Origin of the sequence: Nocardia sp. NPDC060249 (genome assembly GCF_042728755.1) — a bacterium.
Classification (GTDB): Bacteria; Actinomycetota; Actinomycetes; order Mycobacteriales; family Mycobacteriaceae; genus Nocardia.
The window spans coordinates 1233085-1258210 of sequence record NZ_JBHXAQ010000001.1 but is presented as its reverse complement, the minus strand read 5'-3'; the positions used below and the strand labels follow the sequence as shown (position 1 = coordinate 1258210).

The 25126-nt window shown below is 68.7% G+C and carries 22 protein-coding genes; 13 read left to right on the top strand and 9 right to left on the bottom strand.

What is annotated here, in order from left to right; all coding sequences use genetic code 11:
- Window positions 1-32 precede the first annotated feature (32 nt).
- From ACFWFP_RS05635 to ACFWFP_RS05605, 7 genes are all read left to right on the top strand, one after another.
- Window positions 33-422 carry a BlaI/MecI/CopY family transcriptional regulator gene (locus ACFWFP_RS05635; protein ID WP_279537543.1) on the top strand — a complete coding sequence of 130 codons (390 nt, stop codon included), beginning with the start codon at window positions 33-35 and terminating at the stop codon, window positions 420-422.
- A 64-nt stretch (window positions 423-486) separates the two neighbouring features.
- Window positions 487-1425: a M56 family metallopeptidase gene (locus tag ACFWFP_RS05630; protein ID WP_379293331.1), complete on the top strand. Its 939-nt coding sequence runs from the start codon at window positions 487-489 to the stop codon at window positions 1423-1425.
- 255 nt (window positions 1426-1680) lie between these two features.
- Complete coding sequence (locus ACFWFP_RS05625) at window positions 1681-3132, top strand: DEAD/DEAH box helicase (RefSeq protein WP_379293330.1); 1452 nt, start codon at window positions 1681-1683, stop codon at window positions 3130-3132.
- Between the two features lie 121 nt (window positions 3133-3253).
- Window positions 3254-4114 (top strand): DMT family transporter, encoded by an 861-nt coding sequence (locus tag ACFWFP_RS05620; protein WP_379293328.1) that lies wholly within the window; start codon window positions 3254-3256, stop codon window positions 4112-4114.
- 51 nt (window positions 4115-4165) lie between these two features.
- A complete protein-coding gene (locus ACFWFP_RS05615) occupies window positions 4166-5602 on the top strand; it encodes a GuaB1 family IMP dehydrogenase-related protein (RefSeq protein ID WP_379293327.1) in 1437 nt (478 codons plus the stop codon).
- Between the two features lie 285 nt (window positions 5603-5887).
- The gene (locus ACFWFP_RS05610) at window positions 5888-7243 is read left to right on the top strand and encodes a hemolysin family protein (protein ID WP_379293326.1); all 1356 of its coding nucleotides are present in this window, start codon (window positions 5888-5890) and stop codon (window positions 7241-7243) included.
- Window positions 7236-8300 carry a hemolysin family protein gene (locus ACFWFP_RS05605; protein ID WP_379293325.1) on the top strand — a complete coding sequence of 355 codons (1065 nt, stop codon included), beginning with the start codon at window positions 7236-7238 and terminating at the stop codon, window positions 8298-8300. Before ACFWFP_RS05610 ends, ACFWFP_RS05605 begins: the two co-directional genes overlap by 8 nt.
- Before the next feature lie 47 nt (window positions 8301-8347).
- Here the strand turns inward: ACFWFP_RS05605 and ACFWFP_RS05600 are convergent, their stop codons facing one another.
- Window positions 8348-8722 carry a VOC family protein gene (locus ACFWFP_RS05600; protein ID WP_379293324.1) on the bottom strand — a complete coding sequence of 125 codons (375 nt, stop codon included), beginning with the start codon at window positions 8720-8722 and terminating at the stop codon, window positions 8348-8350.
- A gap of 140 nt (window positions 8723-8862) precedes the next feature.
- Here ACFWFP_RS05600 and ACFWFP_RS05595 point away from each other — a divergent pair, with 140 nt between their 5' ends.
- Window positions 8863-9843 (top strand): Lrp/AsnC family transcriptional regulator, encoded by a 981-nt coding sequence (locus ACFWFP_RS05595; protein WP_379293323.1) that lies wholly within the window; start codon window positions 8863-8865, stop codon window positions 9841-9843.
- Between the two features lie 36 nt (window positions 9844-9879).
- Here ACFWFP_RS05595 and ACFWFP_RS05590 read toward each other — a convergent pair whose 3' ends face one another.
- The 3 genes from ACFWFP_RS05590 to ACFWFP_RS05580 form a co-directional block, all read right to left on the bottom strand.
- Window positions 9880-11490, bottom strand: a complete 1611-nt coding sequence (locus tag ACFWFP_RS05590; protein ID WP_379293322.1) for an FAD-binding protein — start codon at window positions 11488-11490, stop codon at window positions 9880-9882.
- Between the two features lie 113 nt (window positions 11491-11603).
- On the bottom strand, window positions 11604-12668 hold the full coding sequence (locus ACFWFP_RS05585) for a diacylglycerol kinase (RefSeq protein WP_379293321.1): 1065 nt from the start codon (window positions 12666-12668) through the stop codon (window positions 11604-11606).
- A 25-nt stretch (window positions 12669-12693) separates the two neighbouring features.
- The gene (locus ACFWFP_RS05580; RefSeq protein WP_379293319.1) at window positions 12694-13482 is read right to left on the bottom strand and encodes an SDR family oxidoreductase; all 789 of its coding nucleotides are present in this window, start codon (window positions 13480-13482) and stop codon (window positions 12694-12696) included.
- A 122-nt stretch (window positions 13483-13604) separates the two neighbouring features.
- Between ACFWFP_RS05580 and ACFWFP_RS05575 the strand changes: the two genes are divergently transcribed.
- A complete protein-coding gene (locus tag ACFWFP_RS05575; protein WP_379293318.1) occupies window positions 13605-14294 on the top strand; it encodes a TetR family transcriptional regulator in 690 nt (229 codons plus the stop codon).
- Here ACFWFP_RS05575 and ACFWFP_RS05570 read toward each other — a convergent pair.
- Window positions 14226-15629, bottom strand: a complete 1404-nt coding sequence (locus ACFWFP_RS05570; protein WP_379293317.1) for a lipase family protein — start codon at window positions 15627-15629, stop codon at window positions 14226-14228. The genes ACFWFP_RS05575 and ACFWFP_RS05570 overlap by 69 nt on opposite strands.
- A 249-nt stretch (window positions 15630-15878) precedes the next feature.
- Here ACFWFP_RS05570 and ACFWFP_RS05565 point away from each other — a divergent pair, with 249 nt between their 5' ends.
- Window positions 15879-16799, top strand: a complete 921-nt coding sequence (locus tag ACFWFP_RS05565; protein ID WP_379293315.1) for a 3-methyladenine DNA glycosylase — start codon at window positions 15879-15881, stop codon at window positions 16797-16799.
- On the opposite strand, the gene ACFWFP_RS05560 is transcribed toward ACFWFP_RS05565, so the two are convergent.
- Window positions 16796-18529, bottom strand: a complete 1734-nt coding sequence (locus ACFWFP_RS05560; RefSeq protein WP_379293313.1) for a BCCT family transporter — start codon at window positions 18527-18529, stop codon at window positions 16796-16798. The genes ACFWFP_RS05565 and ACFWFP_RS05560 overlap by 4 nt on opposite strands.
- Before the next feature lie 230 nt (window positions 18530-18759).
- On the opposite strand from ACFWFP_RS05560, the gene ACFWFP_RS05555 reads away from it, so the two are divergent.
- Both ACFWFP_RS05555 and ACFWFP_RS05550 read left to right on the top strand, forming a co-directional pair.
- The gene (locus ACFWFP_RS05555; RefSeq protein WP_379293311.1) at window positions 18760-20409 is read left to right on the top strand and encodes an LVIVD repeat-containing protein; all 1650 of its coding nucleotides are present in this window, start codon (window positions 18760-18762) and stop codon (window positions 20407-20409) included.
- The gene (locus tag ACFWFP_RS05550; protein WP_379293310.1) at window positions 20406-21032 is read left to right on the top strand and encodes a DUF305 domain-containing protein; all 627 of its coding nucleotides are present in this window, start codon (window positions 20406-20408) and stop codon (window positions 21030-21032) included. Before ACFWFP_RS05555 ends, ACFWFP_RS05550 begins: the two co-directional genes overlap by 4 nt.
- Window positions 21033-21059: 27 nt before the next feature.
- Here the strand turns inward: ACFWFP_RS05550 and ACFWFP_RS05545 are convergent, their stop codons facing one another.
- Window positions 21060-21914 (bottom strand): isocitrate lyase/phosphoenolpyruvate mutase family protein, encoded by an 855-nt coding sequence (locus ACFWFP_RS05545; RefSeq protein ID WP_379293309.1) that lies wholly within the window; start codon window positions 21912-21914, stop codon window positions 21060-21062.
- 184 nt (window positions 21915-22098) lie between these two features.
- Here ACFWFP_RS05545 and ACFWFP_RS05540 point away from each other — a divergent pair, with 184 nt between their 5' ends.
- Window positions 22099-23715, top strand: coding sequence for a protein kinase (locus tag ACFWFP_RS05540; RefSeq protein WP_379293308.1), 1617 nt, complete (start codon window positions 22099-22101; stop codon window positions 23713-23715).
- 10 nt (window positions 23716-23725) lie between these two features.
- On the opposite strand, the gene ACFWFP_RS05535 is transcribed toward ACFWFP_RS05540, so the two are convergent.
- Window positions 23726-24382 carry a GntR family transcriptional regulator gene (locus tag ACFWFP_RS05535; RefSeq protein ID WP_379293306.1) on the bottom strand — a complete coding sequence of 219 codons (657 nt, stop codon included), beginning with the start codon at window positions 24380-24382 and terminating at the stop codon, window positions 23726-23728.
- On the bottom strand, window positions 24369-25100 hold the full coding sequence (locus tag ACFWFP_RS05530; RefSeq protein WP_379293304.1) for a maleate cis-trans isomerase: 732 nt from the start codon (window positions 25098-25100) through the stop codon (window positions 24369-24371). The genes ACFWFP_RS05535 and ACFWFP_RS05530 overlap by 14 nt, the downstream gene beginning before the upstream one ends.
- Window positions 25101-25126 lie beyond the last annotated feature (26 nt).

Genomic DNA, 25126 nt, shown 5'->3' with positions numbered 1-25126 from the left:
GTAGTACGCATGTTTGTCGTTGAGGCCGTAAAATCGGTGGGATGGCAGGTCTCGGCGAACTCGAAAAAGCGGTCATGGACCAGTTGTGGTCGGCCGATGAGCCACTGACGGTGCGGCAGGTCCACGAAGCGCTGGCCGCGCGGCGCGAGCTCGCGTACACCACGGTGATGACGGTGCTCCAACGACTGGCGAAGAAGGACCTGGTGGTTCAGCGACGCGACGATCGCGCGCATCGATACGCACCGGTTCACAGCCGCGACGAATTGGTCGCGAGCCTGATGGTCGACGCCTTGCAACAGGCCGACGCCGCAGGTAGTCGCGCCGCGGCGCTGGTGCACTTCGTGGAGCAAGTGGGCAAAGACGAAGCGGATGCGCTGCGCGAGGCACTCGCCAAGCTCGAATCCGACGAAAACAGCGGCTAGACTCCCTGGCGGCTCTCACAATGGAGTGAGTGCCCCTGGCCCCACAACGCAGTGAGCAGAGTCGATGAACGCAACCGCGGCAGTCTTTGCTGGTCTCGCCCTGCTTCTCGCAGGGCCGGTACCAGCGCTGCTCAGTCGCGCTACCTGGGTGCACCGCAGCCCGCGCGCGGCGCTGGTGTTGTGGCAGGCGATCGCGCTGGCCGCTGTGCTCAGCGCCTTCGGATCCGGGCTCGCCATCGCCAGCCTGCTGCTCGTACCCGGCCCCGACGGTAGGCCCACCACCTCTCCCACCAAGGAGATCGACGCGCTCGGTCTGCCGCTGTGGACACTGTATGTGCTGGTCTTCGCCCTGACCCTGATGGTCGGCGCCCGGCTGATGTTCTCCATCGTGCGCGTCGGCGTGCACACCCGGCGCCGCCGCTCCCGTCATCGCATGCTGGTCGACCTGCTCGATCAGGGCGGCCCGGTGCGCCGCGCCGCCGACATCCGCGTGCTGGCCGCCACCGAACCCATCGCCTACTGCCTGCCGGGCCTTCGTCAGCGGGTCGTGATCAGCGAAGGCACGTTGACCAGCCTCGACGACTCCGAGGTCACCGCCATCGTGAGCCACGAACGCTCACACCTGCGCGCACGCCACGATCTGGTGCTCGAGGCGTTCACCGCCGTGCACGAGGCCTTTCCCCGGGTCGTCCGCAGCAAAGCCGCGCTCGGCCAGGTGAAACTGCTGATCGAACTGCTCGCCGACGACTCCGCGGTGAAGGTCACCGGCCCCAAGCCGCTCGCCCGCGCCCTGATCGCCTGCGCCAAATCCACCGCACCGCAGGGTGCGCTCGCCGCGGGCGGACCGAGCACCCTGATCCGCATCCAACGACTCGCGAGCACCACCGGAGACGTGAGAGTCGCCACCGCCGCCTACCTCGGTTCGGCCGCGATTCTGGTCGTGCCGACGCTGGCCGTCGCGGTGCCGTGGCTGCAGGAGCTCAACCGGCTCTTCCACGGCTGACCGGGCGATCAGCCGCCGGTTCACCCCGCGCGCCGGGCGCGGCGCCCGCACCACCGCCGCCCGATTTCGCGGCGGCACAGACCTTGCCACAACCACTTCGCTGACCAGCCTGTTTACCCAACAGAGCCCGAACACGCCTATCCTGGGAGACCGGTCCTTCCTGCTGGGCCGCACCCCGCTCACGCCGAGGCGCGTATTCGGGTAATCGGCGCCGATCATCGTTCGGCGCGATTCGCAGCCCAACGAAAGGCCACCTTGACCAACTCTGCCGTGCCCAACGAACCGACCTTCGCCGAACTCGGCCTGCCCGTCGCCCTGGTGCAGACCCTGCGCAACGCGGGCATCGACAAGCCCTTCCCCATCCAGGCCGCCACGATCGGCGACGCCCTCTCCGGGCGTGACGTGCTCGGTCGCGGCCCGACCGGCTCGGGCAAGACCCTGGCCTTCGGCCTGCCGATGCTGACCCGCCTGGCCGAGGGCTCGCAGTCCAAGCCCGGCCGCCCGCGCGGCCTGGTGCTGGTGCCGACCCGCGAGCTGGCCACCCAGATCGAGAAGGCCCTGGAAGACGCCGCCCGCTCGCTGGGCCTGCGCGTGGCCTCGGTCGTCGGTGGCGCGCCGATCAAGCGCCAGGCCGATCGCCTCGCACGCGGTGTCGACCTGCTCATCGCGACCCCCGGCCGCCTCGACGACCTGATCAAGCAGCGCGCCGCCGATCTGTCGGACGTGACGATCACCGCGCTCGACGAGGCCGACCACATGGCCGACATGGGCTTTTTGCCCCAGGTCACCCGCCTGCTCGACCGCACCCCCGAGAAGGGGCAGCGCCTGCTGTTCTCAGCCACGCTCGACGGTGACGTGGACAAGCTGGTCAAGCGCTACATGCACAACCCGGTGACCCACTCCACCGCGCCCCCCGAGGCCTCGGTGAGCACCATGACCCACCACCTGCTCTACGTGCGCGACAAGAACATCAAGCGCACCGTGGCCACCGAGATCGCCGCCCGCGAGGGCCTGACCATCATGTTCGTGCGCACCAAGCACGGCGCCGATCGCCTGGCCAAGCAGCTGCGCGGCGCCGGCGTCGACGCGGGTTCGCTACACGGCGGCAAGGCGCAGAACAACCGTGTCCGCACCCTGGCGGCGTTCGCCGACGGGTCGGTGCCGGTGCTGGTCACCACCGACGTCGCCGCGCGCGGGATCCACATCGACGGCGTCTCGCTGGTCGTGCACTTCGACCCGCCCGCCGAGCACAAGGCCTACCTGCACCGCGCCGGCCGTACCGCGCGCGCCGGTGAGGACGGTGTCGTGGTCACCCTCGTCACCGACGAGGAGCGCAAGGACGTCGCCGCGATGACCCGCAAGGCGGGCGTGCGCACCGACGGCGTCGACGTGCGCCCCGGCGACCGGAATCTGGTGGAGATCACCGGTGCCCGCAAGCCCAGTGGGATCGCACTGGCCGCGCCGGTCGCCCCCGCGCCGCCGGCCAGGTCGGCGAACGGCGGCGGGCGGACCCGTCGTCCGCGCACCGGTGGCGCTCCGGCCGCCGAAGCGGGCCGTGGTGGCGCACCGCGGCGCGAGCGTGCGGCGCACGAGCCCCGCACTCGCTCCGGTGGACACGCCCGCACGGGCGACACGCCGACGAATTCTCGTCGTCGCGCCGCGCGTCCGGCCTCTCCCGCCGTGCACCGCAACCGCACGGCAAACTGAATCATCGCGTGGCCGAACCGATTACGGTTCGGCCACGCGCCTGTTTCCCGAGGCCGCGAACACGGCGACTTTCCGGGTGTAGATCAGCGCCGACGAGGGCCGGATCCCGCACACTGAGCCCGTGACGAACCATGAGATCGCCACCGTCGTGTGCGCGCTGATCGCGGCCATGTTGATCGCGCTGGGCGCCGTCGCGCAGCAGCGGGCGGCCGCGGCGGTGCCCGAAGGCACGTCCCTGCTCGGCGGCCTGCTCCGCAGCCCACGCTGGTGGTCCGGAATCGTCGGCGACACCGGTGGTTACGCGATGCAGGTGCTCGCGCTGGCGTTCGGCGCGGTGCTGGTGGTGCAACCGATCCTGGTGAGCGCCTTGGTCTTCGCGCTCCCGCTGTCCGCGCGACTGAACGGGCAGCGCATCACCGCCCGCGCCGCCACGACCGCGCTGATCCTCGTCGCGGCGCTCGCGCTGTTCCTGATCGTGGGCGATCCGACAGCGGGCGAGGACACCGCACCCTTCCGAGAGTGGGTGGTGCCCTTGGCGATTCTGCTCGGCGTGATCGTGGCCGCGGCCGTCGCCGGGCTGACGGTCGGCAGCCGATCGGGACAGGCGCTCGCGCTCGGTCTCGCCGGTGGCGCCCTGTTCGGGATGGCGGCCGCACTCACCGATCGCGTGGTCACCCTGTTCGGTGACGGGATCGGCGCGGTACTCGGCGGATGGCAGACCTGGACGCTGGTGGCGGCGGGACTGCTCGGCGTGTACCTGCAACAGCGCGCGTTTCAGGCCGGGCCGCTGTCGGCCTCACTCCCCGCGGCGACCATCGCCGAACCCCTGGCCGCCGCGTTTCTCGGTCTCACCGCTCTCGACGAGCATTTGCGCACCAGCGGTCTCGGACTGGTCGTCGTCGGTGTCTGTGTCGTGGTGATGTGCGCGGCGACCGTGGATCTGTGTCACACCAGAGCGGTCACCGCCGAACCCGTGCGCTGACGTGTCGCGGGATTTGCACGCCGCGATGCTCACAGGGCTACTATCAATCAAGTGCGATTTCTTCCGGGACCCCAGCCGCCGTACGACCTGACCTACGACGACCTCTTCCTGGTCCCGAACCGGACCGACGTCGCGTCCCGGTTCGATGTGGACTTGGCCACCGTCGACGGGACCGGTACCACCATCCCCCTCGTGGTCGCGAACATGACCGCGGTCGCGGGCAAGCGGATGGCCGAGACCGTCGCTCGCCGCGGCGGCATCGTGGTGCTTCCCCAGGATCTGCCGATCCCCGCGGCGGCCGACACCATCGCGTTCGTCAAGAGCCGCTCGCTCACCGCCGACACCCCGGTCACCCTCGACCCCGATCGTTCGGTGTCGGACGCGGTGGCGCTGATGCACAAGCGCGCGCACGGCGCCGTCGTGGTGGTCGAGGACGGCAAGCCGGTCGGTGTGGTCACCGAGGCCGCCTGCGCCGATGTCGACCGGTTCGCGCGCCTGCGCGAGGTCGCGTTCACCGATTTCGTCCAGGTGCCCGTCGAGGCGTCCCCGCGCGACATCTTCGACCGCCTCGCCGAGGCCCACGCCCAGCTCGCGGTGCTCACCCACCCCGACGGCACCCTCGCCGGCGTGATGACCCGCACCGGCACCGTCCGGGCCGGCATCTACACCCCCGCGGTCGACGCGAGCGGCAAGCTGCGCGTCGCCGCCGCCGTCGGCATCAACGGCGACGTGGCCGCCAAGGCGAAGGCCCTGGCCGAGGCAGGCGCCGACGTGCTCGTCCTCGACACCGCGCACGGCCACCAGACCAAAATGCTCGAATCCCTGCGCACCGTCGCCGATCTCGGCCTCGGTCTGCCCTTGGTCGCGGGCAATGTGGTCTCCGCCGAGGGCACCCGCGAGCTGGCCGAGGCGGGCGCGACCATCATCAAGGTCGGTGTCGGCCCCGGCGCCATGTGCACCACCCGCATGATGACCGGCGTCGGCCGCCCACAGTTCTCCGCCGTGGCCGAATGTGCCGCCGCGGCAAAGGAACTCGGTGTGCACGTATGGGCCGACGGTGGCGTCCGGCACCCCCGCGACGTGGCGCTGGCGCTGGCCGCGGGCGCGTCGAACGTGATGATCGGTTCCTGGTTCGCCGGCACCTACGAGTCCCCCGGCGACCTGCGCATCGACCGCGACGGCAACAAGTACAAGGAGAGCTTCGGCATGGCCTCCAAGCGTGCGGTCGCCGCCCGCACCGCCGCCGACAGCAGCTTCGACCGCGCCCGCAAGGCACTGTTCGAAGAGGGGATCTCCAGCTCACGGATGCGTCTGGATCCCGAACGTCCCGGCGTCGAGGATCTCATCGACCACATCTGCTCGGGTGTGCGCAGCTCGTGCACCTACGCCGGTGCGCGCTCGCTGCCGGAATTCCACGACAAGGCCGTGCTCGGCGTGCAGTCCGCCGCCGGCTTCGCCGAAGGCAGGCCGCTGCCCAGCGGCTGGTGAACCCCGCACGCGGCGGCCGATCGAACCCGTCGATCGGCCGCCGTCGGCGTGCCTGAGGCCGCGCCGCTGACACATCATGGGTGGGCACGGATTACTATGGGGTTGCCGATCACGGCACAAGCTCGTCTCCCGCCTCGAAAGGATCCAGTTGTCACCCGCGTCCAAGGGCGCCACACAGGAGGGCTCCTCTACGGAGCCGGGTGACAAACCCGGCGTCCTCCTTTCCGCAGCGTCTGTTCGATCCCCCGGTTTCCCTACCGCGCCCCCACTCGGGCGGTGCTGAGGATGTCCATCGTTCTGACCGTGCTCAGCCTGCTCGGCTTCGTCGCACTCACTCTCGGCACGGCACTGTTCGTCGCCGCCGAGTTCTCCCTCACCGCACTGGAACGCAGCACCGTCGAAGCGGCCGCGCGCGAAGGTGACACCCAGTCACGACTGGTGAAACAAGCCCATCACACCCTGTCGTTCCAGCTCTCCGGCGCTCAGCTCGGCATCACCATCACGACGCTGATCACCGGCTATATCGCCGAACCAGTCCTCGCCCGGCTGCTCGATCCACTCCTGGACGGCATCGGGTTGAGCGAAAACGCCGCGCACGGCGTCGCCCTGGCGCTGGCCCTGATCATCGCGACATCACTGTCGATGATCTACGGCGAACTGGTGCCCAAGAACATCGCGATCGCCGAGCCGATGATGGTCGCCCGGCTCACCGCGGGTCCGATGATCGGGTTCTCCGCGCTGTTCAAGTGGCTCATCCGCTTCCTCAACGGCGCCGCCAACTGGGTGGTGCGCAGGCTCGGCATCGAACCCGCCGAGGAACTGCGTTCGGCCCGCTCGCCCCAGGAACTCGGTTCGCTGGTGCGCACCTCCGCCATGCGCGGCGCGATGGATCAGCGCACCGCGCAGGTGATGGACCGCTCGCTGGAATTCGGTGAGCGCAGCGCCGAGGACCTCATGACACCGCGCGTGAAGGTCGAATCGCTGGACCGTCACGACACCATCGCCGATCTCATCGCCGCCGCGGCACGCACCGGCTACTCCCGGTTCCCGGTGGTCGACGGCGACCTCGACAACACCCTCGGCGTGGTGCACGTCAAGCAGGCGTTCACCCATCCGGGTGAGCTGCGCAAGCAGATCCCGCTCAGCGACCTGGCCGTCGCGGTGCCCATCGTGCCCGCCAGCCTGGACGGCGACGAAGTCCTCGAGCGCGTCCGCGCCGACGGCATGCAGGTGGCCCTGGTCGTCGACGAATACGGCGGCACCGCGGGCATGGTGACCATGGAGGACCTGATCGAGGAGATCCTCGGCGACGTGCGCGACGAGCACGACGAGGAGGAGCGCGATGTGCGCCGGGTCTCCGACGGCTGGGACTGCTCGGGTCTGATGCGCATCGACGAGGTGTCGCGCGCGACCGGCTACGACGCACCCGAGGGCGAATACGAAACCCTCGGCGGGCTGGTATTGGCCCAGCTCGGCCGCATCCCGGCGACCGGCGACGAAGCGGTGCTGCCCGAATCCCGCGGGTCCGGCGGCGGCTGGATCGCCCGGGTGGAACGGATGGACGGACGGCGCATCGACCGGGTGCGGTTGATCCCCGTCGACGCGGCCGCCCTCTCGGCACGGGAGAACGCTCATGGGTGACCTGTTCGGAATCTTGCTGACCGTCGTACTCCTGGCGGGCAACGCGTTCTTCGTGGCCGCCGAGTTCGCCCTCATCTCCGCTCGCCGTGATCGGCTGGAAGCCCTTGTCGCCCAAGGCAAGAAGAAGGCCCAGACGGTGATCGAGGCGGGCGAGAACCTGTCGATCATGCTCGCCGCGGCGCAGCTGGGCATCACCATCTGCTCGATCCTGCTCGGCCGCGTCGGCGAGCCCGCGATCGCGCACCTGATCGAGCGCCCGTTCGAACTGCTCGGCCTGCCCGATCAGTTGCTGCACCCGGTGGGCTTCGCGCTCGCGCTCACCGTGGTGGTGATCCTGCACATCCTGCTCGGTGAGATGGTGCCGAAGAACATCGCCCTGGCCGGCCCGGAACGCTCGGCGCTGCTGCTGGTGCCGGTCCACCTGGTGTGGTTGCGGATCGCCCGGCCGCTGATCGCGCTGTACAACATGGCCGCGAACATGACGCTGCGGATGATGCGGATCGAGCCGAAGGACGAACTCGACGCGACCGTCTCGACGGTGGAGCTGGCCGAGATGATCGGCGAATCCCGCTCCGAGGGGCTGCTCGACGAGGAGGAACACCGCAGGCTCACGCAGGCCCTCGGCACCTCCGACCAGGTCGTCGGCGATGTGATGGTGCCGCTGGCCCAAGCCAGATCGGTGCCCCTGATCGGCAACGGCACCACCCTCGGCGAGGTCGAGGCAGCGGTGTCGGAGACCGGCTTCTCCCGCTACCCGGTCGCCGCCTCCGACGGCTCGCTGGTGGGTTACCTGCACATCAAGGACGTCCTCGACGAGGTCGCCGACGACAACGCGGGCCCGGACACCGTCATCCCCCGCACCGACATCCGCCCGCTCCCCACGGTGAGCACCGGAACCCCGCTGTACGAGGCACTGGCCCGGTTGCGCCGTACCAGCAGCCATCTGGGACGAGTGGTCGACAGTCGCGGCAACACCGTCGGTGTGGTCGCCCTGGAGGACCTGATCGAAGAGTTCGTCGGCACCGTGCGCGACGGAACCCACCGCCTCGCCGACTGAGTTCCGTGCCCGGCGCCGCACCACGGCGCCGGGCCGCGCGTCCGGTTTCAGAGCCGAGCTTGCGAACGGCGAACGGTCTCGGGATCGATCTGCTGGATCTGGATGACGACACCGTCGGGATCGGTGACCCGGATGCTGCGACCGAAATCCTCCTCGACGAGGGTGTGGTCGTAGCCGCCGGCAGCCAGCCGCGCGGCGACCTCCTCGAGCGGCTCGTCGGTGGAGAAGCCGAGCTCGACCGTCCCCGGTGCTCGCCCCTTCGAGACGGCGGCATCGTGGACACCGACCGCGCCGGCAGCCGCGTCGAGCTGTGCCCAGACCGCGACGCTGCCGTCGGCACGATAGGTGAGCCCGAGACCTTCGTAGAAGCGGCGCGAGACCGCCACGTCGGCGACGTAACGGATGGGCAGAACTGTCAGCACAGGATCTTCTCCTCGGAATCGAGCAGTCCGGCGACGCCGGGCGACCCGTCGTGGGCCACGAACCCACTGTGCTTCGCGCGTGGAAGTTCGTCGTCCATGCGGCACTTCGATGGTGGATACTGCCGCTAGGGTGACAGATTGTGGTGGAATCAGTCGGTCTCGATGCCGATGACCGGCGGGTGCTGCACGCGCTACAGCTCGGCCCTCGTGCGTCGTTCGCCCGTATCGGCGCGGTACTGGGAATGTCGGAGCGCGGTGTCTCCCGCCGCTATCACCGGTTGCGTTCGCAGCTGATCCTGCGCGTGGTCGGTCTCACCCGCCACGACCGGCCGGACCGAGCGGACTGGATCATCCAGATCACCCCGGCACCTGCTTCGGTCGACACAATCGCCCGCACGCTGGCCGCCCGCGCGGATACGTCCTGGATCGCCTCGCTGGCAGATACCGGCGGCCTGTTCTGCATCCTGCGGACCACCTCGGCCGACGTCGACATGCTCGCCCAGCTCCGCCGAATGCCGCACGCCGGCACCGTGACGGCCCAACGGCTACTCGCCCCCGTCGCCGGTATCGGCGGGTGGCCGGGCCGGCTTCAAGCCCTCACCCCGCAGGAACAGCACGCCCTGCTCGAGCCCCGCCACCCCGACCTCGCGCGATCCCAGCCCGGATTGCCGCACACCGCCGATGACCAGCGCCTGCTGACGCTGCTGGCCACCGACGGCCGGATGAGCGTCGCGCGGCTCGCCCGCGCGTCGGGGATGGCCGAATCGACTGTGCGCCGACGGATCACCGAACTCACCGCGCAGGGCGTGCTGATGTTCGAAGTCGAAATCGATCCCAAACTGTACGGCCGCAGCATCGACGTCATCTGCCGGCTCGATGTTCGCCCCGCGTCCCTGCGGACCGTCGCCACCGCCCTCGGCGCACACGCCGAGGTGGCGTTTGCCGCCACCACGACCGGGGAGAGCTCCGTGCTGGCGCTGCTCGAACTCACCGATGCGCAGGCGCTGCACACCTATCTCGCCGACAGCATCGGCGCACTGCCCGGGGTGAATCGGGTACACACCGAGGTTGTCGCCGACTGGATCAAACGAGCCGGGCCGCTTCCACTTTCCCGCCGCTGAGCGCGCCGGCGGGCCTGCGCCGTTACAGTGCTGCCGCTACCCGGAAGTCCTCAGTAGCGGCTCGGCGCTGTGTGTACCCGCCCGCCGTCCCGAGAAGACGCAGTCGGCCAGCGACAGCCCACTGATGTAGGAGTTCGAACAGACACCGACCGCCGCCCGCCCGGCGGCGAAGAGTCCGGGAACGACTCCCCCGCCCTCCGCGCGCACGGCCCCGGTGTCCTCGTCCACCAGCAGACCACCGAGGGTGAGCATCGGCATGGGATAGGTCACTCGCGCCTTGAACGAGATGTCCAGCAGCGCGAACGGTCCGGTGCGAACAGGGCGACGGATGTCGTCGGGCTTGCCCAGCGGATCGGGGCGGTCGTGTTCGATAGCCCCGTTGTGCGCGTCCACGGTTTCCCGCAGCGCCGACGGGTCGATCCCGGCACGGGCGGCGACCTCTTCGACGGTGCTACCGCTGACGCGCCCGATCCGGAGCAGACGCTCGGTCTGCATTCGCTGGAACCACACCGACTGCGTGCCGATCTGCCCGCGAGCCTCGGCCTCGAGTTCGGAGTCGACGAGCAGCCACGCGCGGTGACCTGGACTGGCGGCGATCGCCGCGCCGAGAGCCGCGCCGTAGCGGGACTCGTCGATCATGCGCAGGCCGAGCGCATTCACCGCGAGAGCGCCGAAGAAAGCGCTGGGCGGAGCGATGAAACGCCACGTCGACAGTGCGTCCATCTTGCCGCTCGCCGCACCGATGTCGAGGGCCATGGTGATGCCGCTGCCGTCGTCGCCTGCGCTGCCCAGCGGCAGTCCCTGCGACCAGGGATAGGCCGGAGCGTGCCGAGCGACCATCTCCTGGTTCGCGATGAACCCACCCGTGGTGAGCACGACTCCGGATTTCGCCTGGATCCTGATCGGCCGCCCGTATCTACGCTCGATCCGGGCGATCAGCGCTTCCACCGCACGGCGCAATCCCTGGTGATACACACCGGGTTTCGCCGAGATCCGGGCGAGGGCGGCGAATCGGCGCCGCACCGCCGCGGGCGCGCCGTCGATCGTGATCGTCTCGATGCCGCTCACGCGCCCGTCCTCGACCACGAGCCGGGTGGCCCTGGTTCCGGTCCGGACGCGAACGCCGTGCCCGGCCGCCGACTCGGCCAGCGGCCCGAACAGCGCCTTGCCCGAAACACCGGGTCCGTGGGTGCGGTGTCCGCGTTGGCGCGGCTTCGCGAGATCGCGGTAGCCACCGGAGTTTTCGCTGCCCGAGTAGTACAGGTAGTAGTCGTCTGTCGGATAGGACGTCTTGTACGGGCAGACCGAGGGCTGGAAGGGCACGCCGTGCTCGGTCAGCCAGTCGATCATCGCCGGGGACTGCTCGCAGAATCGGCGCAGCGTCGCGGCGCTCACGGCGTCGCCGACCTCGGCCTCCAGATACGCGAGCATCGTGTCGACGTCATCGTCGATGCCCGCGTCGCGCTGCACCCACGTGCCGCCGCCCGCGTACACGATGCCACCGGACAGCGCCGTGGCACCGCCACCCAGGTACCGGTCGACGGCCAAGACCTCGGCGCCGGATTCCCGCGCGGCCAGCGCCGCGACCACCCCCGCGCCGCCGTAGCCGACGACCACGACATCGGCTGCATCATCCCAGGCCCGCACTTGTCCATCCTTCCGAGCACGGGCCGACCGCATCGTCGCCCGACCACACTGTCGTCAGAGAACTATAACGTGTTCTAGATTTCGGTGCGGTCGAGTCGCGGAACAGCGGGCCGTCAGGACATCAGTCCGCGGCCGGTGGTGAGGGGCAGATCGGTGGCAGTCAGCAGGCCGGGGCGGGCTTCGACCACCGCCGCGACCGCACTGACCAAGCGGGCGGCGGTGCCGACCACACCGGCGAGCGCGTGGTCACCGTCGCTGGTGAGCTGAAGGTCCAGCCGGTAGTCCGGTTCGCCCTGGATTTCGACGCGGTAGCCGCCCTTTCCGGTCGGCTGTGGCCAGTCGGGGGCCAGGTCGGGGTGCAGGCGGGTGACGTGCTCGAGGGTCAGCACCTCGCGGCCGGCACGGACGCCGTGGACCTGGAAGCGCAGCGCGGCGGCCGTACCCGCGGCGATGGTGCGGCTACCGACGGTGAGCTCACCGGTGGCCGGTAGCCGTTCGAAATGCTGCGTGACGGAATCGAGTTCGATGTCGAGCGCGGCGGCGAGCTGCCGGATGACACTGCCCCAGGCGAGGGTGAGGATGCCGGGTTGCAGCAGCATGGGCAGGGCGTCGAGGTCACTGCCGAAGCCCATGATGTCGAAGACGACCTTGGGATTGTCATAGGTGGAGTAGTCCATGATCTCCGAGCAGATGATGCGGTCGATCCGTTCGGAGCCGCTGGAGAGCAGCAGCGGCAGCCAGTCGTTGGCCCAGCCCGGGTCGATGCCGTTGACCCACAGGGACGCGCCGCCATCCTCGGCGGCCGCGACGATCGGGGCGATCGCCTCGTCGGGCAGGGTTCCGTACGGGAATTGCAGGAAGACAGGGCTGCTGGAGACCACGTTGATACCGGCGCGCAGGAACCGTTTCAGGTCCTCGACCGATTCCATCAGCCGGTCGTCGGCCATGGCGGTGTGCACGATGCAGTCGGGTCGCAGAGCCAGCAGGGCATCGGCATCGGTTGTGGCGGTGATGCCGGTGTCGACGGACAGCCCCGCGAGCTCGCCCGCGTCCTTCCCGGCTTTGGCCGAGCTCGATACCCACACGCCGACGAGTTCCAGTTCGGGCCGGGCGATGATGGAACGCAGGGCTCGCGCACCGACGTTTCCGGTGCTCCATTGGATTACACGGTAGGTCATGTCAGATCCTTTGCGCGGGTGTAGATCACAGGTCGGGCAGGCCGAGTTCGAAATTGGGGCTTTCGATGCCGCCGTCGACCTCGAGAATCTTGCCGGTGACATAGCCGCCCGCGCGTGAACTGAGGTAGACGATGGCCGCCGCGATTTCCCAGGGCTCACCGAGCCGACCCAGCGGGGTCGCGGCTTCCATCGCGGCCTTGATCTCGGGTTGACTCGCAACGACATCCAACGCGGAGGTGAGTACCGACCCCACCGCGATGGCATTGACGCGGATACGTGGAGACAGATCGGTGGCGGCCAGCCGGGTCCAGTGCGCGAGAGCGGCTTTGGCGGTGCCGTAGGCGAGGAAGCCACGGCCTGCGGTGCGGCCCATCATCGAGGAGATGCTGACCACCGAGGCGTTGTCCGACTCCAGCAGGTGCGGTACCGCGGCCTGGGTGAGCGCGTGCGCGGTGGACACGTTGAAGCGGAAAGCCTCCTCCAGAAACTCCGGGGAGGTGGTCATGAAGGTATTGGGCATGGTGCCGCCGACATTGTTGACCACGATGTCGATGCGGCCCAGTTCGGCGGCCGCGGTGTCGGCGAAGGCCTTCACCGCGGCCAGGTCGGCGAGATCCGCCGTCACGGTCACAGCACGGCGGCCCAGGGCCCGGATCTTCCCGGCGACCTCATCGAGCTGTTCGGTGGTGCGGGCGGCGATGGCGACGTCGGCGCCGGCTTCGGCGAGCGCGAGCGCGGTGGCCGCACCTATACCGCGGCCCGCTCCGGTGACGACAGCAACGCGACCGTCGAGCCGGAAGGCATCCAGGATCATGGCGCAAGCTCCTCTCTGAGGTGGCCGCATGTGGCTGCGGTCACACAGCATCTTTAAGAGATTTCGCTTAACTGTCAATGAGTAGTTCTCAATCGCAGTGGTGAGCGGCTACTGTTCGGTCTGTGGCAGCAACAGCAGCGCGGGAACGCCTCATCGTCGCGGCGGAGCGTTTGATCGCGGAGCACGGACGGTCGGTGCCGCTGCGCGATATCGCCGCTGCCGCAGGTCAGCGAAACAATTCAGCGATCCAATATCACTTCGGGTCCCGCGACGGGCTCATCGAGGCGGTGGTCGAGTTCCGGCTGGCGACCTTGGAGGTGCGGCGGCTGGAATTGCTCGCCGAACAAGCGGGCTCCGGTCGGCCACCGGGCTTGCACGGATTGCTCGAAGCCTTGGTGGTGCCGATGTTCGAGCTCGGCGAACGCCACGGGATTCGCCACTACGCGCGTTTTCTCGAACAGATCCACCCGCATCCGTCGGTCTCGGATGCGGCCAACCTCGATAGCGCGGGGCGCACTTCGGTGCGCGTCATCATGCAGGGCCTCGACCGCGAGCTCACCACCTTGCCCCCGCGATTGCGGGTTCGGCGGCTACGGGCACTGACCACCATGCTTTTCGCGCTCCTGGCCGATCACGAACGTGCGGCGGAGGCGGGGGACGCGCGGGCCGGGGATGCGCGGGCATGGACAGAGATCATCGACATGCTGGCCGGATCCCTCGCCGCTCCCGTCAGCACCGGCCAGTCAGCGAACGCCGATCGGCTTACCGAAGAACGACGCGATCGTTTCACCGAAAGTGTTCGCCAGCAGTGAGATCCCGTCGGGATTCAAAGCCAGCAGGCCGGCTTCTGTTGTGCTGCAGCCCGATGCCGCGGGGATGCCGTTGAGCCGGTCACGGAGCCACAAGAGCGCGGTGGCCGATCCGGATATCTCGGTCGCGATGTGCTCGCCGAGGTGTTCGCGAATGTACTGGACGTCGGCCTCGGGACTCTGGCAGTAGGTATCGACAAGGGTGTTGACCGGGCCTACGGGGATCAGTTCGTCGGGGTTGGCCTGCCAGATGAACATCGGCATGTCGGGTACGGCCTTGCCCATGCGAGTCTTGTCGAGGACGTCGCGCACGATCGGGTTCCGCATCGGGTCCCCCTCGGGGACGCGCAGCATGCCCTTCATGTTCAGGAAGGGGAACAACGCGGTGTTGTACTGCACGCACAGCCCGCCCTTGATCACCGAAAGTCCCTGTCCCAGTGGGTCCAGATCGCGGGCGAGCAGGTCGCCGAATTCGCGGTACTCGCGACCCAGCCCGAGCACGGCGGCCATGATCATGCCCGACCAGATCTGGCCGTTGCCGATGTCGAGCAGCGGCCCGAAGTCCGCGGGCACGCCGCCCATGGCCGTGCCGACGATATCGAGTTCGGGAGCGTAGCTGTGCGCGAGCTCGGCGGCGTGACCGGTGACGATCGCCCCGCCGGAGTAGCCGTACATACCGATGCGGGTCTCGGGCGCGAGCCGCATCGGCTCGAAGTCACGGGCGGCGCGAATACCGTCGAGGGTGATCCGCGCCCCCAATGGGCCGACGCCGAACGCGCTGTCGGGGCCCTGATGGTCCGGGATGACCACCGCCCAGCCCTGCTGCAGCTGGGCTTGCGCGATGACGAATTCCAACGGCGCGACGATCTGTCCGACCGCCGTCGCAACCGACCACTGCTGCACGGCATAGGACGGCGAGCAGTACGCGGCGAGGGAGTCCTCGGCGATCTGCATCGACATCAGCTTGTCCGGCGCCGACCCTCGTGGCTTCAGCACCGTCGCGACCGCGGCGATGGCCTCGTCTCGGGTGTTGCTGGAACGGTAGGACAGTTGCCAGGCGTCGACGTTGAGCGGAATGAGGCCGGCGTTGGCGACATGGACCTGCCGCGCGGCGATGATCTCGCCGGGTTGTTTGGCTGACACGATGTCAGCCGGAGGCCGGTAGAACGCCGGATCGAGTTCAGGGGGCACGGCGAGTGCCGGGGCAGGCTGGACCGGTAGCGGAGCTGTCTCAGTAGGCTCCGCGCTCGCAACCGAGCCTGCGACAGTGGGCGTGATGGCTGCGACGGCGACAGCCAAGGCTGCCAACCTGCGAGACAACGTTGTCCGCGGGGTCATTTTTACTCCCTTACTCGAATGAGACGTGATCGTCTCAAACCTGGAGAGTGAGGTTACCGTGAACACGGCCACGGAACAATAGGTGTCTGGGACGGTTGTTGCTCTCTACGACCCGGCCGGTCATGGCGGACCCGGAACCTGGCATGTATCCCAGTTCCCACAGGGCTTCCCGGTCCAGCTGGACTCGCCATCTCGAGTCTTGGTTCGGGGCGGATCGGCCGCCACCAACCGGTACGGGAGAATGAGCGAGTGAGCACGCACGGCGACCTCTACCGCGCTCTCGACCTGCGGGTTTTGCCTGCGGTCGAGTGGCGGGCCGCCGCGCGCGCACATCGCGACCGGCTCGATCGGCTGGTCGGGCCGTATCTGGAGCGGCGGGCGGCGGGAACCACCCATCCGGTCATCGATTTCCTTTTCACCTACTACGGCAACAAGCCTTCGCAGCTGCGTCGATGGCATCCGGGGTTCGGGATCGGATTGCGTGATGCGAATGACTATCGAGGTGCGCGGGGGTACCACGAGCTGCCGGACGAGCCGGGTGTCTTCACTGCCGACCCGGCGTACCTCGCCAAGCGGCGCGACACGATCGGGTTCGTGTCCGGGCTACTCGCCGCGACGGCGAATCGTCCGGCGCAGCTGTCGTGTTTCGGGCTGCACGAATGGGCGATGGTCTATCGCACCGATGACGTGCGGCATCAGCAGGTTCCACTGCGTCTGGGGCACTCGGGGACAGATGCCGTGGTGGAGTCGATGTCGTTGCGGTGCACGCATTTCGACGCGTTCCGGTTCTTCACACCGGAGGCAGTGGGGCGCAATGCCGAACCGCTCAGTCGCGCGGATCAGGTCCAGCGCGAGCAGCCGGGGTGTCTACACGCGAATATGGATCTCTACAAATGGGGATTCAAGCTCGCGCCGCTGATCTCCTCGGACCTGCTGCTCGATTGCTTCGAACTCGCCTGCACCGCACGCGAACTCGACATGCGGGCCAGCCCCTACGATCTGTCCGGCTTCGGCTATGAGCCGGTGCGCATCGAAACACCCGCCGGACGAGCGGATTACGTTCGGTCCCAGGCGGCGATCGCCGAATCCGCGGACGCACTGCGGGATCGCCTGCGACTGGCCTGCGCCGAGTTGTCGTCGGCGCAGGCCGGGATCGACGCCGCGAACTAGGCGCGTTCCTCGGTGTCGGCGCGGGGCTCGACGGGCTTGTCCGGCGCGGGTTCGGTGACGAGCGCGAAGTCACCGTCGTGCATCTCGGTCCCCTGGTCGACAGCGACCTCGACCAGTTCGACGCCACGGTCCATGCGCAGGATCAGCGGGTCGTCGCTCAGGTCCTTGTACAGCGACACGCACATCGCCACCATCACCACCAAAAACGGCAGTGACACCACCGTGGTGAGGGCTTGCAGGCCGGTCAGCGCGCCTCCGAGATTGTCGGAATCGGCGATCACCAGCATGATCGCGGCGACCGCGCCGGTGGCCGCGCCCCAGAAGATGACGACCCACTTCGACGGTTCGATGCTGCCGCGTTCGGACAGCGTGCCCATCACGATGGAGGCCGCGTCGGCGCCGGAGACGAAGAAGATGGCGACGAGGATCATCACGACCACCGTGGTCACCGAGGTGATCGGGTACTGGTCGAGTAGGTGGAACAGGGCGAAGTTGGAGTCGACCGAGCCGTCGGATTCGGTGAGGTCACCGTTCTGCGCCTGTTCGAAGATGCCTGCGCCACCGAAGATCGCGAACCACAGCAGGCTCACCACGCTCGGCACCAGCAGCACGCCGGTGACGAATTGCCGGATGGTGCGGCCGCGGCTGATCCGCGCGATGAACATGCCGACGAACGGCGTCCACGAGATCCACCAGGCCCAGTAGAAGATCGTCCAGCTCGACAGCCAGGCCTGCATCGCCTCGTCACCGGCGCCGGTGCGCGAGGCCATGGTCGGCAGGCCCTCGATGTAGTCGCCGAGCGAGGTCGGCAGCATATTGAGGATGAACAAGGTCGGCCCCGCGATGAACACGAAGCCCGCGATGGCCAGGGCCAGCACCATATTGATGTTGGACAGCCACTGAATGCCGCGCGCGACGCCCGAGACCGCGGAGAGCACGAAGGCGACGGTCAGGCCCGAGATGATCGCGACGAGACCGATCTTGCCGATGCTGTCGATCCAGCCGTTGAACTCCATGCCCGCGCCGATCTGCAGGGCGCCGAGGCCCAGGGAGGCCGCCGAGCCGAACAGGGTCGCGAAGATCGCCATCATGTCGATCGCCCGGCCGCCGATGCCGTCGGCGTGCCGGCCGAGCAGCGGGCGGAACACCGAGGAGATCAACTGCGAGCGGCCTTTTCGGAACGTGCCGTAGGCAATGGCCAGGCCCGCGACGGCGTAGATCGCCCACGGGTGCAGTGTCCAGTGGAACAGCGTGGTGGCCATGGCGACTTCCGCGGCGGCCGGTGAGCCGGGCTCGGCGGTGTGCGGCGGGGGATTCACGAAGTGCGACAGCGGTTCCGCCACACCCCAGAACATCAGACCGATGCCCATGCCCGCGCTGAACATCATCGCGATCCACGACACGGTGCGGAATTCGGGTTTCTCGTCGTCGGCGCCCAGCGGGATCCGGCCGTAGCGGCTGATCGCCAGCCAGATCACGAACACCACGAACGCGGTGGCGGTGAGCACGAACAACCAGCCCGTATTGGTGATGACCCACTTCTGGGCGGTGCTCGCCGCGGAGGCGAGACTCTCGTCGTCGAGAACACCCCAGGCGACGAAGGCGAGTGCGCCGATCGCGGTCGCGCAGAAGATGAGCAGATCCAGCCTGGCCTTGCCCGGCGATCCACCGGCTACCGATCCGCCCGGCGGCGGTGTGGTGCCGGAACTTCCTACGACATCGTTGGACATGGGTCCGAGTCCTCTCCGATCGCGGAAACTCCCCGCCTCTTCAGACGCGCTGGTCGTGCAGAGCAACCGTACAGCGTATGGGTGACGACCCGAGGTAAGCGCGAGCCCCGCCCAGCACCCTGTTCCCCGAAACACCCCTCGGCAACCATTCGACCGGCTTAGTATTCGTGATGCGGCACAACTGTCTGAGCCAGTTGCGTTGTCCGCATCATTGATTCGGGAGGGCAACGATGCCATCACGTCCGCACACCGACACACGACCCGAGGCCGGGACCGCGATCTCGCTGCGCGATCCCGGCGCGGCATCGCCGAATCGCCGGCGACATTCGCTGGTGCGGTCGGTGGCGGCGGCCGCGGTCGCCGCACTCGTGGCCGTCGGCCTGCCGTCCGGCGCGTCAGCCGATGTCGGCGCCGACCTGACCGGCGCGGTGCAGGAATTCCTCGATGTGGGCCGAACGGCGGTGCCGCGGGCCGACTGTGGGCCCGGCTCGCTGCCGGAGACCGGATTGCAGGGCGACGTCCCCGCGGGTGACCGGGACAGTGGGCGCAGCACGCAGGGCTATCGCTGCAATATGTCGATGGTCGGGGGTTACGCCGGGCGCGGAGCGGGCATCACCTCCACCAGTTTCGAGCACTGCGCCTACCTGGGCACGTTCTTCCCCGGCAACATGCTCAGCGAGCACCCGGGCGTACAGGTCCTCGATGTCTCCGATCCCGCGAATCCGAGGCTGACCGCGACCCTGGCCGAACCCGCCATGCTGGCAGGCACCTGGGAGACGTTGAAGGTCAACACGACTCGCAAACTGCTCGTCGGGACGGGTGTGCCGGTCGGCATCGGGGCCGGCTACCTGTCGGTGTACGACATCTCCGATTGCGCGCGCCCCCGGCTGCTCAATCCGGGGCCCGGCTCGAATCTGGCGATGCCGCTGCCGATCACGACGCACGAGGGCGGCTTCTCCCCCGACGGTCGCACGTATTGGGCATCGGGCCTGGTGCCCGGTTTTCTCAGTGCGATCGACCTCACCGATCCGGCGAATCCGCGGGTGATCTGGCAGGGGCTGACGGGGATCGAGGCGCACGGGCTGGGGGTGAGTCCCGACGGAAACCGGCTCTACATCTCCGCGCTGGGCGGATTCACCGTGCTCGACGTGAGCGCGGTGCAACGACGCGACCCGAATCCGCATGTTCCGCACCTGGGCCGCACGTTCTGGACCGACGGCTGGGCCACCCAGCACAGCGTGCCCGTGACCTATGACGGTGTGGCCCACCTGTTCACCGTCGACGAGGGCGGTTCCGGTGGCGTGAAACTCATCGACGTGTCCGACGACAGCGCGCCCCGTATCACCGCGAAGATCAAACTCGAGATCAACCTGCCCGACAATATCGACGCCGGCATCGGTTCGTCGATGGGCGGTTCGGCGTTCTCCTACGAATCGCACTACTGCACCGCCGACCGGCCCGACAACCCGACCGCACTGGCCTGCGGCTGGATCTCCTCCGGTATCCGGGTGTTCGACGTCCGCGATCCCGGCGACATCCGCGAGATCGCCTACTTCAATCCACCTGCCCGCACCGGACGCAATCTCGAGATCTGGAACTCACCCCACGCCCTTGCCTCGATCATCGGCATTCCGGTGATGAGCGCTCCGGCGGCATTGCGGTCGATGGCCGAGGGGCTGTTCGATCCGGCGCAGGTGCTGACCGCCCGGGCCGGCGATATCGCGTTCGGTGATCTGTCCACGGACTGGTGCCTGTCGCCACCGGAATGGCGTGGCGATCAGCTCTACGTCACCTGTTCCGACAACGGGTTCATGGTGTTGCAGCTCGACAACGAGGTGTACACACCGCCCGCGGATCAGCAGTCCACGGTCGGGTCGTGACCGTGAACCGGATGATCCGCCTGGCGTTCGCGGGGGCCGCTGTGCTGTTCCTGCTGGCGCTCGGCGCGGCCCTGCGACCGCTCTTCGTCACCGAGACGGCCACGCCCGCACCGGTTCTCACCACGACGGAGCTCGGCTTCGTCCAGGACATGACCGCACACCACCAGCAGGCGCTGATCCTCACCGAGCGTCTCGACCCGGCCGCGGATCCCACCGTGCGCAGGCTCGCCGACCAGATCGCCGACACCCAGCGCGTGGAGATCGGCACCCTGCTCGGCTGGACCCAGCTCGCCGGCGCCGCACCCACCGCCGACGTTCCGATGACCTGGATGGCGGGAACCCACCACCACTCGACCGCCGCGCCGACCACCATGCCCGGCATGGCCACCACCGCCGACCTCGACACCCTCGCCGCGGCCCGCGCGGCCGCCGCCGAAACCCTGTTCCTGCAATTGATGTACCGCCACCACGCGGGCGGTATCACGATGGCCCGCGCCGCCGACGCCCTGCTCACCTCGGGTCCGGTGAAGCAGGCCGCACGGGCCATGGCCCAGTCACAAAGTCAGGAAATGGGCTACCTCGGCATGCTGCTCGACCTGCGCGGTGCTCGACCCACGTCCTGAGCCGGGTCGAACCGGCGGGTTCCCCGGTCAGGCGCGGTCGGCGAAGTGGGCGTTGAGCGCCGTCTGGGTGAGTTGGGTGTCGCCGTAGGTGAAAGTGCCGTGTTCGGAGAGCTCGGTGGCCGCGTCGAGGAGGTGGCGGTAGAGCAGGCGGGCGATGCTGCCACCCACGGTGACCCGGCGAACGCCGAGGTCGGCGAGTTCGGCCATCGACAGGCCGCCACCGGTCAGACCCATGACGACGTTGAGCGGTCCGTGCAGCGCCGCGACGAGGGTGGCGATCGTGGCCGCGTCGGCCGCCCCGGGGACGAACGCGCAGTCCGCGCCGGCGGCGAGGTAGGAGTTGGCGCGGCGGATCGCCTCGTCGAGACCGGCGCCCACGAGCAGCGCGTCGGTGCGGCCGACGAGCACGAACGGCTCCCCACTGGCCGCCACCGCCGCGCGCGCCGCCCGGACCCGGTCCACCGCGTGCACCTCGTCGAACAGCGGGGTGGTGCGGTCACCGGTGAAGTCCTCGATGTTGCCGCCCGCCGCACCGGCGTCGATGGCGAGGGAGAGAGTGGTCGCCACGTCCTGGGCGTCCGGCCCGTACCCCTCCTCGAGATCGGCGCTGACCGGCACCCGCACGGCGCTGGTGATCTCGTGGATCCGCCCCATCATCGTCGAGCGATCGACGCGACCGTGCGCACCGTGCTCGGTGAAGAAGTCGTGGTCCGGGCGACCGAACGAGAAGGCGACCCCCGCGCTGGTGGTCGCGATCGCGGGGAATCCCACCGACTCCAGGATCCGCGCGCTCCCCGCATCCCAGGCATTCGGCAGCAGGAAGCAGCCTTCGCGGTGCAGATCGACGAAAGCCTGCGCGCGTGTGCGCTGTTCGCTGTCCACGAGAGCTCCTGCCGGAAGTCGGGTGTCCTGACCGAGCCCATTCTGCCCGCTTTCGCCCTCGACCACACCGATCGGTTCGCTCGACTCGGTGCGTCGCCGTCCCAGACCGGACGCGAGCATCCGGCGCCCCGCGCTGAACTAGCATCAGAGCGCTTGCGATCGGGATGTGAGGGAGGGCCAGCGGGTGCGTGACGGTGCGATTTTCGCCGGATACACGATCGAACGACGGGTGGGTCAGGGCGGGATGGGCGCGGTGTATCTGGCCCGGCATCCACGACTGCCGCGATTGCTCGCGCTGAAATTGCTCAACGAAGAGTTGTTCTCCGACAACGAGTTACGTGCCCGGTTCGAGCGGGAGGCCGATCTGGTCGCGCAGTTGGAGCACCCCAATATCGTGACGGTGTTCGACCGTGGCGCCGACGAGGGCAGGCTCTGGATTTCGATGCAGTACATCGATGGTGTGGACGCGGCCACCATCGACCCGCTGACCTTGCCGCCCGAACGGGCCGTCTACATCGTCGGTGAGACCGCCGCGGCGCTCGACTTCGCCCATCACAAAGGCGTACTGCATCGCGACGTGAAACCGGCCAACATTCTGCTGGCGAAGGCGTCCGACGACCAGCAACGGGTCTATCTCACCGATTTCGGCATCGCACGGGTCGTCGATGACGCGGCGAATCGCCTCACCCGAACGGGGACCTTCACCGCGACGCTCGCCTACGCCGCACCCGAGCAACTGACCGGGGCGCAGATGGACGGCCGCGCCGACCAGTACTCACTGGCCTGCACTCTGTACTTCTTGCTCACGGGCACGGCGCCGTTCGAATCGGTCCACCCGGCGGGCGTGATCCAGGGCCACCTGCAACAACAACCGCCTGCTGTGTCTGCCGCCCGCCCCGGTCTGCCCGCCGCGCTGGACGCCGTCCTGGCACGGGCGATGGCGAAGAGACCGGCCGACCGATTCGCGTCCTGCGCGGACTTCGCCGACGCGGCGCGGCAGGCGCTGACGGGGATCGCCTCGCGACAGCCGCCCGCCCCGATCCCGGTCCGGCCGATGACACCCGTGCGGCCGTATCCGGCTCCAGCGCAGTACAACTCGCCGGTGGCGCGGCCGTACCCGGCGGCACCACGCGGCGCGTATCCTTACCGCCCGGCACCGCGACGCCGCTCGAACGCCGGCTGGATCGTCGGGCTCTGTGTGAGTTTCGTCGTGGTGGTGGTCGCTGGTATCGGTGCCTGGGCGCTGACCACGGATCGCACTGCGCCCCAACGCGACCTCGACGAGGCGCGTCGAGCGTTCGCGCACATGCTCCCCGCCGACGAGATACCGGCGGGGCAGACATGGGGTTCGGGGCCAGGATTCGGCGAAACGACGTGCAGTGGAGACGTTTTCAACGAACGGAGCAAGATCCACTGGTTCTGGGCAGGGTCCCGACCGGACCCGCAACTCGGCGAGCCCACCGCGATGTGGCAATGCGGGTACGCCAACAGCTACATGATTCCCGCGAGTATCACCCGGTGGCCCTACGTCAGGATCTTCCGGTACGCCTCCGCCGCCGAGGCGAAGCGGGTAGCCGACACTTTCGCCGGTGCGGCCCAAGACGTCGACATCAACGGCGGCACGGGCTACACCAACTACAAATGGGGCTCGGCCCCGACCGATCCTCCGCGCATCGCGACGGTGTTCCCCCACGACCCGCGTCGCGACGAATTCATCATGTACTCCTACGGCCTCGGTGCGAGCAATGATCCGTCCATGGCCCAATTGCTCGACTGGTGGAAGACGGTGCCGTTGACGTGATCGGCGCGGGCTAGCGGTCGCGCAGGCGCCGCACCGCGTCGTCCATGTGTTCCACGAGCAGGGTGCGCGCACGCTCGGGTGAGCCGGTGCCGATCGCTTCGTGGAGTTCGACGTGTTCGCGGGCTTGTTCGCGCAGGTCGGGGTAGGTGGTTTGGAGGGCGCCGAGGCACATGCGGGTTTCGATGAGCAGGGTGCGGGCGGCGCGGACGAGGCGGGGGCTGTCGGCGGCGGTGACGAGGGCTTCGTGGAAGGCCTGGTCGGCGTCGGAGACACCGGCGGCATCGCCGGCGTCGGCGGTCAGTCGCAGGGCGGTGACACTGGGTCGCAGGGCGGCGTAGGCGATGTCGCGGCGGCCGTCGAGGATGAGGTCGAGCGCGCCGCCCTCCAGAGCGGTGCGGGCGCGGTAGATGTCGATGACATCGTCGGTGGTGAGTTCGATGACGAAGATGCCGCGGTTGCGGATGCTGAACAGCAGGCCCTCTTGCACGAGGCGTTGCATGGCCTCGCGCACGGGTCCGCGCGAGACGCCGAAACTGGTCGCCAGATCGGCTTCACCGAGTTGGGCGCCGGGCGCCAGCGCACCGCGCATGATCGCCTCGCGCAGGCGGCCGGCGATCATCTCCGCGGTGGACTGCTGGTTGACCGGCTCGAAATCAATGATCGACATGGCGACTCCCCTGCGCGAACAACACGCCCAGCTCGGGAGCGACCGCGGTGGCCCCGGCCAGCCGCAGACCTTCCCAGATGGTGACCTGGTTCGCCGTCAGCACCGGCTTACCGAGCGCGGCCTCGAGTTTCGGGAGCACCTCGAGAGTATGCATGGCCGTATCCGGGATGAGCAGCGCCTGGGCGTCGGCGTGGTCGTTGGTGACGGCCAGGGTCAGGACCTGGTCCGGTGTGAGGGTGCCGACCTCGGCGGCGGTGTCGATCCCGGCGCTCGACATCGAGACCACCTCGATGCCCGCATCGGCGAGGAAGTCGACGAACAACCGCGCCACCTCCTCGGGGTAGCTCGCGACGACGGCCACCCGCCGCACGCCGAGCGTCCGCGCCGCCTCGACGAACGCGAAACTCGTGCTCGACGCGGGCACCCCGGCTGCTTCGGCGAGGCTGTCGACCTGGCCGCGCGCACCCGCCGGCCCGTAGACGAAACTGCCCGAGGTACACGCCCAGACCACGGCGGCGGGGTCCTCGACCGCGAGCAACGCGGCGCCGTGGCTCAGCTTCTCCGGGCTGCCCAGATCGAGCAGTTCGGGGACGGCGTGCAGGTCGGTGCCGTAGATGTGGGCCACCGGCAACGCGGCGCCGAGCAGGGCCGCGGCGCGGGGGTAGTCGTCCTCGGCGGCGTGGTCGGGGTAGATGAATCCGATGGTCGGCGTGTACATCTCGCTCCGTTCAGAAGACCGTTCAG